The organism is Pseudomonas nabeulensis (genome assembly GCF_004682045.1).
In the GTDB taxonomy this organism is placed as follows: Bacteria; Pseudomonadota; Gammaproteobacteria; order Pseudomonadales; family Pseudomonadaceae; genus Aquipseudomonas; species Aquipseudomonas nabeulensis.
In genome coordinates this window covers 49,765-63,270 of record NZ_QUZT01000021.1, presented here as the reverse complement: position 1 = coordinate 63,270, position 13,506 = coordinate 49,765, and the positions used below count along the sequence as shown (strand labels likewise).

At 59.6% G+C, this 13,506-nt stretch carries 15 protein-coding genes; 1 reads left to right on the top strand and 14 read right to left on the bottom strand.

Going from position 1 to position 13,506, the window contains the following annotated elements:
• Positions 1 to 592: 592 nt before the first annotated feature.
• Positions 593 to 1,393: a c-type cytochrome gene (locus DYL61_RS13360; protein WP_135308687.1), complete on the top strand. Its 801-nt coding sequence runs from the start codon at positions 593 to 595 to the stop codon at positions 1,391 to 1,393.
• 109 nt (positions 1,394 to 1,502) lie between these two features.
• On the opposite strand, the gene DYL61_RS13355 is transcribed toward DYL61_RS13360, so the two are convergent.
• From DYL61_RS13355 to DYL61_RS13290, 14 genes are all read right to left on the bottom strand, one after another.
• Positions 1,503 to 2,306 (bottom strand): transglutaminase family protein, encoded by an 804-nt coding sequence (locus tag DYL61_RS13355; RefSeq protein WP_135308686.1) that lies wholly within the window; start codon positions 2,304 to 2,306, stop codon positions 1,503 to 1,505.
• Positions 2,303 to 3,253: an alpha-E domain-containing protein gene (locus DYL61_RS13350; RefSeq protein WP_135308685.1), complete on the bottom strand. Its 951-nt coding sequence runs from the start codon at positions 3,251 to 3,253 to the stop codon at positions 2,303 to 2,305. The genes DYL61_RS13355 and DYL61_RS13350 overlap by 4 nt, the downstream gene beginning before the upstream one ends.
• 4 nt (positions 3,254 to 3,257) lie before the next feature.
• Positions 3,258 to 4,667 (bottom strand): circularly permuted type 2 ATP-grasp protein, encoded by a 1,410-nt coding sequence (locus DYL61_RS13345; protein ID WP_105697640.1) that lies wholly within the window; start codon positions 4,665 to 4,667, stop codon positions 3,258 to 3,260.
• Between the two features lie 396 nt (positions 4,668 to 5,063).
• Complete coding sequence (locus tag DYL61_RS13340; RefSeq protein ID WP_105697623.1) at positions 5,064 to 5,405, bottom strand: ribonuclease E inhibitor RraB; 342 nt, start codon at positions 5,403 to 5,405, stop codon at positions 5,064 to 5,066.
• Between the two features lie 212 nt (positions 5,406 to 5,617).
• Complete coding sequence (locus tag DYL61_RS13335) at positions 5,618 to 5,854, bottom strand: hypothetical protein (protein ID WP_135308684.1); 237 nt, start codon at positions 5,852 to 5,854, stop codon at positions 5,618 to 5,620.
• A 103-nt stretch (positions 5,855 to 5,957) separates the two neighbouring features.
• Positions 5,958 to 6,563, bottom strand: coding sequence for an START domain-containing protein (locus DYL61_RS13330; RefSeq protein ID WP_135308683.1), 606 nt, complete (start codon positions 6,561 to 6,563; stop codon positions 5,958 to 5,960).
• A 41-nt stretch (positions 6,564 to 6,604) separates the two neighbouring features.
• Positions 6,605 to 6,859, bottom strand: a complete 255-nt coding sequence (locus DYL61_RS13325; RefSeq protein ID WP_135308682.1) for a YkgJ family cysteine cluster protein — start codon at positions 6,857 to 6,859, stop codon at positions 6,605 to 6,607.
• 162 nt (positions 6,860 to 7,021) lie between these two features.
• A complete protein-coding gene (locus DYL61_RS13320) occupies positions 7,022 to 7,513 on the bottom strand; it encodes a translation initiation factor 2 (protein ID WP_135308681.1) in 492 nt (163 codons plus the stop codon).
• 104 nt (positions 7,514 to 7,617) lie between these two features.
• Entirely contained in the window at positions 7,618 to 9,057 is a 1,440-nt protein-coding gene (locus DYL61_RS13315; RefSeq protein ID WP_135308680.1) for an aminotransferase-like domain-containing protein, read from the bottom strand.
• Positions 9,058 to 9,330: 273 nt separating this feature from the next.
• On the bottom strand, positions 9,331 to 10,146 hold the full coding sequence (locus DYL61_RS13310; RefSeq protein WP_135308679.1) for an OmpA family protein: 816 nt from the start codon (positions 10,144 to 10,146) through the stop codon (positions 9,331 to 9,333).
• A complete protein-coding gene (locus tag DYL61_RS13305; RefSeq protein ID WP_135308678.1) occupies positions 10,143 to 10,505 on the bottom strand; it encodes a DUF4398 domain-containing protein in 363 nt (120 codons plus the stop codon). The genes DYL61_RS13310 and DYL61_RS13305 overlap by 4 nt, the downstream gene beginning before the upstream one ends.
• Before the next feature lie 9 nt (positions 10,506 to 10,514).
• On the bottom strand, positions 10,515 to 11,330 hold the full coding sequence (locus DYL61_RS13300) for a substrate-binding periplasmic protein (RefSeq protein WP_135308677.1): 816 nt from the start codon (positions 11,328 to 11,330) through the stop codon (positions 10,515 to 10,517).
• A gap of 72 nt (positions 11,331 to 11,402) precedes the next feature.
• Positions 11,403 to 12,332, bottom strand: coding sequence for an electron transfer flavoprotein subunit alpha/FixB family protein (locus DYL61_RS13295; RefSeq protein ID WP_135308676.1), 930 nt, complete (start codon positions 12,330 to 12,332; stop codon positions 11,403 to 11,405).
• 2 nt (positions 12,333 to 12,334) lie between these two features.
• A complete protein-coding gene (locus DYL61_RS13290) occupies positions 12,335 to 13,084 on the bottom strand; it encodes an electron transfer flavoprotein subunit beta/FixA family protein (RefSeq protein WP_105697633.1) in 750 nt (249 codons plus the stop codon).
• Positions 13,085 to 13,506: the final 422 nt, after the last annotated feature.

The window sequence follows — 13,506 nt, the reverse complement described above, 5'->3', positions numbered from 1 at the left end:
TTCAATGACGGATGCGCTCATTGCTTTTGACCCTCTTGCTCGGACGAACGGTAGGCATACAGCGGCGCCGCTCGATTAATCGATTTAGCTGTCTAGCCAAGGGGCTGGCGCCAAGATGGCGTTAAGCCTCATGCCGTTTTCAGCAGAAATTCTGATTAGCTGATACGAAATGGATCTAAGCCACGCAGAACGAGGGCTCTAAGGTTCAATCAGTAGGAAGTTGCTGCCGGGTTTTGCCGGAGTAGCTGTAAGAAAAATGTCACGTCACATCGCGATACTGAAATTGACCGGCACGCATTTGACGCTCAGGAATAACAACAAAAGGCAGTCAGCCATGTTCAAACATACGAAAGTACGCCAGGCGGGGCTTATTCTCTTCGCCACCACACTGATTCTGATCTTGCCCAATTTAACCAAGGTTATTGGGTGAAGGTCCAACCCTCACATTTCGTGCACACACAGCACCGGGACTGCAGCTTTTGGCAGCACCTGCCGGGACACTGCGCATAGCGGTCCTGTTGCAGGGGCTGTCTTTTTGCGCGTGAATTTCCGGTATCGTGAGCCCTATTGTCACCTTGCCTTGGGCCCACTCTTGAAATCGATCCTCGCCCTCTTCGCTTTATTGCTCGCCCTGCCTGTTTCAGCGGCGCAACTGACCATCGAACTGGACCACGCCAGCAAGACCTGGCAAACCGCCGACTTGCTCAAGCAGGCGCAGACCGTGCAGATCGTTGATGACGTTTCCTACAAGCGCGACATGACGTATCGCGCGGTGCCGCTGGCAATGCTCCTGCCCGGCCTCACGCCAGAAAGTCATCTGCAAGCGGTCGCCCTGGATGGCTTCGCCGCTGAACTTGCGGCCGCACCGTTGCTGGAAAAAAACGGGGCCCGTGCATGGTTGGCGGTGGAAGATCCGGCGCATCCCTGGCCGGCTCTGGCGGACGGCAAGCCAAGTGCCGGACCGTTCTATCTGGTATGGACCGACCCGCAAGCCGGACATATCAGCCCGGAGCAGTGGCCGTTCCAGATATCGCGGATCAAGCAGTTGAAGACCGTGGCCGAGCGTTTTCCGGCGTTGTTGCCCGACCCAAAACTGGCGGCGAATGATCCGATCAACCAGGGTTTTGCGCTGTTCCAGAAGAATTGCCTGGCGTGCCACAGGCTGAATGGCGCCGGGGACGCGCAGGTGGGGCCGGATCTGAATATTCCGTACAACCCCACCGAATATTTCGGTGGGGATTTCCTCAAGCGATATATCCGCGATCCGCAGAGCCTGCGGCATTGGCCGCAGGCGAAGATGCCGGCGTTTGCGGAGAGTGTGTTGCCCGACAATGAGCTGGAGTTGCTGGTGGGGTATTTGAAGCATATGGCGGGGCGTAAACAACAGCCCTGAAATGTGTCTAGGTCACATGTGGGAGGGGGCTTGCCCCCGATAGCGGTGGTTCAGTGAATGAAATATTTGCTGACCCACAGTCATCGGGGGCAAGCCCCCTCCCACATTTTTATTGCTGCTGCACCGAGATAACCGGCGTCGGCGCCACAAACACCTTCGCATGCATCTGCTCATGCCCGCCGCCTCGGCGCATGCCGCGAACCGGGCAGGCATCGAGGTAATCCAGCCCCACCGCCAACTTCAGATGCCGCTCCGGCCGCGCCAATTGGTTGGTCACGTCAAAGCTGTACCAGGCGTCATCCAGCCAGGCCTCGGCCCAGGCGTGACTGGCCAGGTGCGTGCTGTCTTCGCTGTACAGATACCCCGACACATACCGCGCCGGAATCCCCAGGCTGCGCGCGCAGGCCAGGAATGCGTGGGTATGGTCCTGGCACACACCTGCCCGCCCGGCGAAGGCTTGCGCTGCGCTGGTGTCGACTTCCGTGGCGCCGGGGGTGTAGACCATGGTGTGGTTGAGGGCCTGCATCAGGTCGATCAACGCGGTACGGTCGCGCCGTTGATGGCAATGCTGCTCGGCAAAACCGCGCAAGGCGTCATCGGCTTCGGTCAGGTGCGTGCTGCGCAGGAACGGGTACGCCGACTGGCTCTCGTGTTCGGCCTCGCGCAGCTCGTCAATGTCCACCTGGCCGCGGGCGCCGATGATGATGGCGTCGTGGGGCTCGTCCAGGGTCAGCACGTGCAGGATATTGCCGAACGGGTCCACTTGGGCGCGCACCGGCCGCGGCAGGTCGAGCTGCCAGCTCAATACATGCTGACGCTCGCTGTCGTGGGGCGTAAGCCGCAGGTACTGGATGCTGGCACGCACCTGGTCGTCGTAGTGGTAGGTGGTTTCGTGGCTGATGGAGAGTCTCATGCGGCCTCCAGGTAGGAGCTGTAGATGGCGTCGCCCAACTGGCGCACCAAGGGGATAAAGTCGGTCAGCCAGGCGTGCAGGCCTTCCTCGAGGATTTCGTCGATCGCGGTAAAGCGCAAACGAGCGTCCATCTCGGCGGCCAGGCGCTGGGCCGGGCGACCGTTGAGGCCGGGCAGACTGGACAGGATCTGGTCGATCTCTTCGGTACAGGCACGCAGCGAGCGCGGTACATCGGCGCGCAACAGCAATAACTCGGCGACTTGCCGGGCGCCCGGTGCATCGCGATAGATCTCGGTATAGGCCTCGAAGGACGACAAGGCCCGCAGCAAGGCACTCCACTGATAGTAGGCGTGGGCCGTGCCATCGGTGACGGCTTCGGCGCGGTCGCCGGCCATTTCGTAGCGGGCGTCCAGCAGGCGCAGGGTGTTGTCGGCACGTTCGATAAAGGTGCCCAGGCGAATAAACCGAAAGGCATCGTTGCGCATGATGGTGCCGTAGGTGGCGCCCCGGAACAGGTGGGAGCGCTCCTTGACCCACTCACAGAACCGGCTCATGCCGTAGCGGCTCAACCCTTGTTGGGCGATGTCGCGAATATCCAGCCAGGTGGCGTTGATGTTTTCCCACATGTCGGCGGTAATCCGCCCACGCACCGCATGGGCGCTGGCCCGCGCGGCACCGAGGCAGCTATAGATACTGGCCGGGTTGGCCGCGTCCAACGCGAAAAAGTGCAGCAAGCGTTCGGCGTGCAGTTCGCCATGGCGTTCGAGGTAATCATCCAGGGTGCCGGTGATCAGCAGCGGCATGGCCAGTTCGTGCAGGCCATCACCGCGCCCGTCCTGGGGCATCAGCGACAGCGAGTAACTGACATCCAGCATGCGCGCGAGGTTTTCCGCGCGCTCCAGGTAACGCGACATCCAGTACAAATCCGAGGCAGTTCTACTCAGCATGGCATCAGTCCTCGACCACCCAGGTGTCTTTAGTGCCGCCGCCCTGGGATGAGTTGACCACCAGCGAACCCTCGCGCAGCGCCACGCGGGTCAAACCGCCGGGGACTACGCGGGTTTCTTTGCCGGACAACACGAACGGGCGCAGGTCGATATGGCGCGGCGCGATGCCGTTTTCAACAAAGGTCGGGCACGTGGATAAACACAAGGTCGGCTGGGCGATATACGCGTGGGGCTTGGCCTTGATACGTGCGCGAAAGGCTTCGATCTCTGCCTTCGTGGACGCCGGGCCCACCAGCATGCCGTAGCCGCCGGAACCTTGGGTTTCCTTCACCACCAGGTCCGGCAGGTTCGCCAGTACGTGGGACAGTTCGTCGGGCTTACGACATTGGTAGGTAGGCACATTCTTCAGGATCGGTTCCTCGTCCAGGTAGAAACGGATCATCTCGGTGACGAACGGATACACCGATTTGTCATCCGCCACCCCGGTGCCGATGGCATTGGCCAGTACCACGTTGCCCGAACGATACGCCGCGAGCAGGCCGGGCACGCCGAGCATCGAAGCCGGGTTGAATGCCAGGGGGTCGAGGAATGCATCGTCAAGTCGGCGGTAGATCACATCCACGGCCTTGGGGCCATCGGTGGTACGCATAAACACACGGTCGTCACGCACGAACAGATCGGCACCCTCCACCAGCTCCACGCCCATTTCCCGCGCCAGAAACGCATGCTCGAAAAACGCGCTGTTGAAGCGGCCAGGGGTCAGCACCACCACGCTGGGGTTGTCCAGCGGGCTGGAGCTCTTGAGGGTGTCGAGCAGCAGGTTGGGGTAGTGATCGATGGGCGCGATGCGCTGGGCCGCGAACAACTCGGGGAACAGACGCATCATCATCTTGCGGTCTTCGAGCATGTAGCTGACGCCGCTCGGTGTGCGCAAGTTGTCTTCCAGCACGTAGTACGTGCCGTCGCCATCGCGTACGAGGTCGACACCGGAGATGTGGGAATACAGGTCACGGTGCAGGTTCAGCCCCTGCATCGCCAACTGGTATTGCTCGTTGGCCAGCACCTGTTCGGCAGGGATGATCCCGGCCTTGATGATGCGTTGTTCGTGATAGAGGTCGGCGAGAAACATGTTCAGCGCCTTGACCCGTTGAATACAGCCCTGCTCAACAATCCGCCATTCACTGGCAGGAATGCTGCGCGGGATGGTATCGAAGGGAATCAGTCGCTCGGTGCCTTGCTCGTCCCCATACAGGGTGAACGTGATCCCGGCGCGGTGAAACAGCAAATCGGCTTCGCGCCGGCGCTGCGCCAGCAGTTCAGCGGGGGTGTCGGCCAACCAGCGGGCGAACTCCCGATAGTGAGGGCGGACCTGGCCTGCCCCGTCGTACATTTCGTCGTAATAAGTGCGGATCATGCCGAACTCCTTGTCACCCGGGCGCAAGAACCATCGCAAGGCCCGTGCCAGCGGCATAAACACTTAAGAATCAATTGGTTAAATATAAGCGAGAATCTGACCGCACCATCCTGGTGCGCAGAACGCCCGCTGCCATGTCCCGCGCTTCATCGCAAGGCGGGCTTTGACTATCAACAGCATAGTCAGAGTTGATTTCACTGCCCGGCCACGTCTGCGGATAATCGCGCCATCTGCTGAACGACCTTCAGCGCATCGCTCTTCCCTTTGGGCCACCCTTGTCGGGTGGCCTTTTTTTTGGTGCGTAAAAATGACGCGCAAGTTCCGAATACTTTTCCTACTGCACAAACAAAAACGGCCGACCCGAAGGTCAGCCGTTATGCGCTGTTTCAACTGCAATTACATGGGACGCCCGCGCACTTCCTGCTTGACGCCCCAGCCTTCGATGATTCCGCCCAAAGGCTCGACCACCGCCCCAAAGTCTTGCTCGAAGTCTCCTATGCCGTCGTAGGTCGCGAACATGATTTTGCTCAGTTCCAGGTACCAGGCGCCATCGTCGCGCGCGCTGACCTGGGCATTCAGGGATTCCCCACGAAACTCGCCCGCCGCCCTGCGCGCCCGTTCCTCATCCGGGAAAATGGCGTAGAACTCGATGGGGTGGAAACGTGAAAAGTCGAAGCCGCCCTCTTTCATGCGGCGTAGAACGTTGGTGCTGATGTCTTCTTGATAGGCTGTGCTCATGAAAAGTGCTCCTCTAACCGATGGATAGACTTTCCGTGCTTCCCGAGCCCGCACCTGACTGGCGTGGGGGCTACGGCAATGACCTCACCGCTGGAAAACAAGCATGTAGCTGACAAGACCAGACCTTAGCGATTCATTCGCTGATCTCGATTGCAGAGTAGCGCGAAGCTATCACCTCCACCAGAGGCGCTTTAATGGCATACAGGGAATGTTCAGACGGCAGGCGAGATGTCGAGGATTTGAATGCTGTTCTGGTCTTTGAGGATCTTGACCGTGGGCTCGGGCTTGCGGCCCTCCAGGTCATTGAGGTCGAGTTCGGCGGCGACAGGCACCAGCTTGTTGCGAATCATGTGCGCAGCGTCTTCGAGGCTGGGCTGTTGATCGCAGGTCACCTGTTCCACGGCTTTTTCACCGTGATCGTCAACGAAGGTAATTTGCCACTTTTTCATCGGTGCCTCCTCGATAAAACCCGTGTGTGGGCCTACATCCATCTGGACCTTGGGCGGTCGCCAAACGTTCCACCCAAGGCCGGAGGCACCTGATCAACTGCGCTTACTTTTCAGCGTGTTCCTTGAGGGCTTTCAAGGTGTTGAACGGGGCGTCCACCACGAACTTGTTGGCCAACCACGATGGCACGCTGCCGCCTGGCTCGGTGTGCACCTGGTAGGTGACTTCGGTGAGGTTGTCGCCCTTGGGAACCAGCTTCCAGAAGCCTTCCACCTGGGCCACACGTACGTAGCCTTTTTCTTCAGGCTTGTAGGTTGGCACACCCTGCAATGTGCGGGTGACGCTGCCGTCGGCATTTTTGGTGGTGGTGACATGGATATACGAGTCACGGTCGGTCACCGGGAATGGCGCCTTGAATTGGGTGTATGTCCAAGCCTCATCGCCCTTCTTGTCGATGAGCTTTTGCGATTTGCACTCGTGAATCCAGGCGCAGGCACCGGCCACGTCTTCCTGCAACGCCTGGATCTTGGCGACCGGCGCCTTGATCGTCGTAACGCCGCGATACGCCTTGTACTTGGAACCGGCAATTTCGCTCAGGGACACCTTGATACCGTCTTCGTCCTTGGCGACCTGCCAATCCTCTGCCTGGGCAGTGGCAGCGAACAACACCGTAAAACCGCACAACACAGCCATTCGTTTCAGCGAACCCATTGTTGTATTCCTTATTGTTGAAGTTCCGATAGTAAAGCCCATCAAGCCGCCGTCATCTGCTCCCACCAGCCGATCAGCCGGATTGCATCGGCCTGGTCGGTGCCACAGACCTCAACGTCTGCCTTGAAATCACTGCACACCGCCGGTCGCTCCGGTTGCCCGAACAGCAGGCACAGCTGTTCGACTGACAGGTGCAGGCAGCGTTCACCCGCGGGTTTGCCGTGGGGCATTCCCGGTAATGGCGAGCTGATGGAGGGGGCGATGCAGCAAGCGCCACAGCCTTCACGGCAATTCATGACCAACAGGTCCTCGACGACTCAATGTGGATGGCCGGGCTAGAGTACGCCCTTAAACAGCCGTTTTAAAATGGGTTAACAGGGGTTTTTCGCAGAAAACAAAAATGACCGACCAGTCTCCGACACATGGTCGAAGAGTGACGTCACGTTTGCAGGAAAAGATTACTGCTTGAACTCGAATTCCAATGCGGCGCCTTCCACCTCGCGCCGTTCTTCGTTGCGCAGTTGCAGCTTCATCTCGTTGCTGATCAGGCGGCCGTTGATCTGGAAGGCACTGTTGTCGGTGGGCTTCTCGCCAAACATCGGCGGCAACAGGGGTGCGCTCTTGGGCTTGGGCATGGTGCCAATCGGTTGCAAGTGCCTGACCATGTCGGACGGCAACGACAGGTCCAACTGTGCCGCTGGCAGTTTGGTTTGCGCCACTTCGTGGGCCGACTTGGACTTGGTCGCAATCGGCGCACGTTTTTTCACGGGGGCGGCTTTTTTCTTCGCAACCGCAGCCTTTTTAACGGGAGCGGCTTTTTTCGCGGGGGATTTTGGCTGGGTGCTGGCAGCGGGCTTGTTCGGCGTCACGGGTGATGCGGCCAGCAGGGGGCTGACGTTACACAGGCTTAACAGGCCAATCACCAGGGCAGCACGAAAAATAGAGGTCATATCGCCAACAGCATTAACGGCAGAGGGCCATATGCTCGCTTGTTGTGGGCGGCATGACAAGCGTGGTGATTAGCCTGCTATCGGCGTTGTCCCGGTTCCTTGGCTCAAAAGCCCGCGGCCGTTTCCTGGCATAACTGGCTCGCCAGCATCCCCAACGTCATCAGCGCCCGCTCTGCCTCGCGGTTCCACGGCGTGCCGCAGTTGAGGCGGATGCAGTGGTTGAACTGCTCGGTGTTACTGAAAATCAGCCCCGGCGCGATGCTGATGCCCTGCTGCAGGGCACGCACGTGCAGTTCCTGGGTATTGACCCGCCCCGGCAAACTGACCCACAAGATGAAGCCGCCACTTGGACGGGTCATCTGGGTGCCTTCGGGGAAATACTGCTGCACCGCCAGTTGGAAGGCGTTGAGGTTCTTGCGGTACTCCTGGCGAATGTAGCGCAGATGCCGGTCGTAACCGCCGTTTTCCAGGTATGCCGCGACGCCCATCTGCGTGACGCTGCAGGCCGAATGGGTACTGAACATCTGCAGGCGCTGAATCTCTTGCTGGTATTTGCCGGCGATCATCCAACCGATGCGCACACCGGGGGACAGGGTCTTGGAGAAGCTGGAGCAGTAGATGACCCGGTCCAGGCGGTCATAGGCCTTGAGGGCCTTGGTGCGACCGACTTCGAACATCAGCTCGCCGTAGATATCGTCTTCGACCACTTGGATATCGAAGTCCGACGCCAGGCGCAGCAACTGCTTCTGGCGCTCCTCGGGCATGGTGCCGCCCAGTGGGTTGCTCAGGCGCGTCGTCAGCACCAACGCCTTGATCGACCATTGGTTGGCGGCCAGTTGCAGGGCTTCCAGGCTCATGCCGGTGGACGGGTCGCTGGGGATCTCGATGACCTTGAGGCCGAGCAAATCCGCCAATTGCAGCAAGCCGTAATAGGTCGGTGACTCAGCGGCGATCAGGTCACCGGGACGGGTCAAGACGCGCAGTGACATCTGCAACGCATCGACACAACCATGGGTAATCACTACTTCGGAAGGGTCCACCACCACGCCCGCATCGCGCATGCGGATCGCGACCTGGCGGCGCAGCGGCTCAAAGCCGGGGCTGAACATGTAGCTGAACGCCCGTGGGCTCTGGAAGCGTGTGACCTTGGCCAATTGCTGGTGCAGCGCGCGCACCGGCAGGTAATCCACACTCGGCACCGCAGCGCCCAGAGGGAATACGCCTTCGCGGCGCGATTCAACCAAGACCTGCTGAATGATGCTGCTGCGGGTGACCAACCCAGGGCGTTCGACCCGCGCGATATCCGGGGTCGGTGCCGTCAGCGCAGGCGTCTGGTGCACGTAGTAGCCCGACTGTGGCCGTGCGCGGATCAGCCCCTGGTCTTCCAGGTTGGCGTAGGCCTGCAATACCGTGGCATGGCTCACATTGAGCTGGGAGCTCATCTTGCGCACCGAAGGCACACGCTCACCCGGTTGATAGACACCGCGCCGGATATCCTCAGCCAGTTGCTGGGCGATACGTTGGTAGAGCAACAGATTGGTCATGACGCAGCACTCGATTTCACGGGTATTTTATTTTTGTGTGAAACATACCGGCACAGTTGGAAAGTGTACGGGGACAGTTCACACAATAGTCGAGCGCGGGCGGGAGTGACAATAGAAAACTGTGGGGGTGACAAATAGAGTTTTGGGCATACACACAAAACAAATGTGGGAGGGGGCTTGCCCCCGATAGCGGTGGACCAGTCAGCAAATTTGTAGCTGACCCACTGCAATCGGGGGCAAGCCCCCTCCCACATTTTGAACGATGCCAGACCTTTAGCGCGCAGCGCCCAATTGGCCCTTTTCATCGGAGAACACAATCTCCACCCGGCGGTTCTGCGCCCTGCCCCGCTCCGACGCGTTGGCCTCCACTGGATACTGGTCGCCGTAACCTTCGACCTGGATGCGTTTTTCATCGATCCCCAGGTCAACCAGCACATCGGCCACCGACTGCGCCCGGTCACGGGACAGTTTGAGGTTTTCCTGCTCTCCGCCGGTACTGTCGGTGTAACCCTCGATACGCACCACGCGCCGGGGGTTCAGTTGCAGGAACTGTACGATTTTCAGCACGGTGCGATTGGCCGAGTTTTTCAGCTCCGCTTCGCCGGTGTCGAACAGCACATCCCCCAGGGTCATCACCAGGCCACGGTCGGTCTGGGTGGTGGCCAGGCTGGCGATTTGTTCTTCGAGCCATTTGCCCTGCTGCTGCACGCTGATCAGCTTGCTTTCACGCAGGGCCAGTTGCAGGCGCTGGCGTTCCAGTTCGAGTTTGGTGCCGCGTTCGGCATTCAGTGCCTGCTCGGTGTGTTCGCGGGCAATGGCGCTGTAGCGCTGGCTCAAGTAGGCGTAATGCGCCACGTCGGCACCGCTGCCCCAGTAGCTGGACAAGCGGTCGGCACGGGCCAGGGATTCCCCGGCGCGGATCACATCCTTCGGTGCAAAACGCAGCACATTGGCGTCTTCCTTGACCTTCTGGAAGTCATTGCCGGCCTGTTGCAACGCCTGCTCGCTATCGGGGTGAGTGGCGCAACCGCCCAATACTGCACTGCCCAGCAGCAACGCACAGCTCAATCCGCGGATCATCGAAGTCATTGGGCTTCCCCCAACTGCAATTGCTTGCGCAGGCGCGTGATGCGGGTGTTCAGCACGTTCAACTGTTCCTGGCTCTTGCGGGTCAGCACTTTGGCCTCCGCCAGACGTGCGTCCAGCTCGGCTTGTTCGGCACGTATGCGCGCGTTCTTGTAGGACTCGTCGGCCATATTGCCCTGGGCTCGGGCGAACTTGGTCTCGGCCAGTTTCAACTCAGGGGAATCCTCCGCGTTGGCACCGACGGCACTGGCTTGTTCCAGGGCTTGCTGGGTAAGGCGCATTTGTTCATTCGGCGCAGGATCGGTGGCACATCCCGTCAAAGCGACAACGGCGAGGGCCGCGAAAAGAGGTCGAATAATCACTGTAAATCCTTACTTTGCTGGGGTGCCGACGGGTTGCTGCAATTGCGTTTTCCAGCGTTCCAGATTGCTCTGCAACGCGGCTTGGGCCACACCGGAGGCGGACAATTCTGTCATCTTTTTAGCGAGCTGTCCGCGCAGCCACGGATCATTGCAGGCGGAGTTATGGGAAATGGCCAGGTACAGGCCGGGCTGATCGACGGGTACTTCGCGGGCGACCAAGTCGTTACTCATCCCCAGGGTCTGCGCCATGGCCATGCCGGAATAGCGCCCGGCGAGCACGTAGTCCACTTCGCCCAGCAGCAGTTTCTGGAACGCCGGGGTCAGGTTCGGCAGGCGTTGCAGGGTGAGTTGCTGGCTGGCGAACGTTTCGAAACCGGCGCTCAGGCGCGCACGCTCCGAAACGGCGCCCTTATGGCCGTGCAGGTCGCCGGCCGTGGTGTAGGCCAGCACCGAATCCTTGCGGGTCCATACCAGGTAGTCGAGCTTTACCAACGCGGGGTGAACGTAGTCGAGGGTTTCCAACTCGCCCAGGTTCAACGGTGCATCGGCGAGGATGTCCATGCGCCCGCTGCGCACTTCGTCCAAGGCTAGCGAGCGTTTGCCGCCGTAGAGCAGGTCGACTTTCAGGCCCAGGTCCTTGCCCACTTGTTGCAACACATCGGCAGTGGCGCCGATCAGGTGCGTGGGGTCTTGGGGATCGCGCCAGAGCAAGGGCGGTGTGTCCGGGCTGCCGGTGATCACCAGGCGCTCACATTTGCCGGCGGCCAGCGCCAGGCTCGGTAGCAGCGTGAGGCCCAGCAATACGGTCCAGGGGCGCAATTCCATTGGGTAGCTCTCCAGCCAGTCAAAAAAAACCCGGTCACAAGGACCGGGCTCTTTATAAGTGAAGCGACTGGATTAGACCAGCTTCTCCAACTCAGGGACGGCTTCGAACAAGTCCGCCACCAGGCCGTAATCGGCCACCTGGAAGATCGGCGCTTCTTCGTCCTTGTTGATCGCAACGATCACTTTGGAGTCTTTCATACCGGCCAAGTGCTGGATCGCGCCGGAGATACCGACGGCGATGTACAACTGTGGCGCCACGATCTTGCCGGTCTGGCCGACCTGCATGTCGTTGGGTACGAAGCCTGCGTCGACGGCCGCGCGGGAAGCGCCGACCGCAGCGCCCAGCTTGTCGGCCAGGGCGTACAGGTGCTTGAAGTTGTCACCGTTCTGCATGCCACGGCCGCCGGAAACGACGATCTTGGCAGCGGTCAGTTCAGGACGATCCGACTTGGCCAGCTCTTCGCCAACGAAGCTGGAAGTGCCAGCGTCGTGGGCAGCGGCAACGGCTTCAACGGCAGCCGAACCACCTTCAGCAGCAACCGGGTCGAAACCGGTGGCACGCACGGTGATGACTTTTACCGAGGCGGTCGATTGCACGGTGGCAATGGCGTTACCGGCGTAGATCGGGCGCTTGAAGGTGTCAGCGCTTTCAACCGAAACGATCTCGGAGATCTGGTCAACGTCCAGCTGCGCGGCAACGCGTGGCAGGATGTTTTTGCCGTTGGAAGTCGCGGCAGCCAGGATGTGGCTGTAGCCAGCGCCCAGCTCTGCAATCAGAGGGGCAACGTTTTCCGGCAACTGGTGAGCGTAAGCGGCGTTGTCGGCCAGCAGTACTTTGCTCACACCAGCGATTTTCGCAGCGGCTTCAGCCACTGCGGCTGCGCCTTGGCCAGCAACCAGTACGTGGATGTCACCACCGATTTTAGCGGCAGCAGCCACGGTGTTCAGGGTGGCCGGGGCCACGACCTTGTTGTCGTGTTCAGCGATTACCAAGATAGTCATTTTTAGATTACCTTCGCTTCGTTTTTCAGTTTCTCGACCAGTTCAGCCACCGACTTGACCTTGATGCCCGCGCTGCGTGCAGCCGGTGCTTCAACTTTTACAGTCTTGTTGGTGGAGGCAGTGGAAACGCCCAAAGCGTCAGGAGTAACCGACTCAAGCGGCTTCTTCTTGGCTTTCATGATGTTTGGCAGGGACGCGTAGCGCGGCTCGTTCAAACGCAGGTCGGTGGTGACGATGGCCGGCAGTTTCAGGGAAACAGTCTGTGCGCCGCCGTCAATTTCGCGGGTGACCGCAACGCTGTCGCCGCTCACTTCAACTTTGGAAGCGAAGGTGCCCTGGCCGTAACCGGTCAGTGCAGCCAGCATCTGGCCGGTCTGGTTGTTGTCGCTGTCGATGGCTTGTTTGCCGAGGATCACCAGCTGAGGCTGTTCCTTGTCGACAACAGCCTTGAGCAGCTTGGCAACGGCCAGGGAGGTCAGGTCTTCAGCGGACTCGACCAGAATGGCGCGGTCGGCACCCAGGGCCAGGGCGGTACGCAGCTGCTCTTGAGCAGTGGTCGGACCGATGGAAACCACGACGATTTCAGTCGCCACGCCTTTCTCTTTCAGGCGTACGGCTTCTTCCACAGCGATTTCACAGAAAGGGTTCATCGACATCTTGACGTTAGCAAGATCGACGCCGGAATTGTCCGCCTTGACGCGAACTTTCACGTTGTAATCGACAACGCGTTTGACAGCTACAAGAACCTTCATGGATTCCTCGTTACTCTCCGGTGAAAAGAAAGTCGCCTAGGCGAACCTGGCGGTTGATGCTCATCGGCACACAAGGGCACCTCCAAAAACGTCGGCGGATGACCTTGCTCACGGGAAATGATGACCGTTCGTCAGCGGTGACTGAGAGGTCATTCTTTATCGCAGCGTGTAAACTGCGCGCCATTCTTTGCGCGCGCGTCACCTGTCTTGCTTTTGGACGTGCTCTTGAAACCTGCTGTCTGCCTACGGTAAGCGCAAAACCGCCCGTATATTGACCGGAACACCTATTCTGGTCAATACGGCAAAATAGCCAGTCATAAGCCGCGTTGCTTTGATTTACCTAGCCTGCGGGCAATTCAAACAAACGTTTGTATTGGACGCTGACAGTGGTCTATATATAATGCGCCACCTAGAGAGAGAGG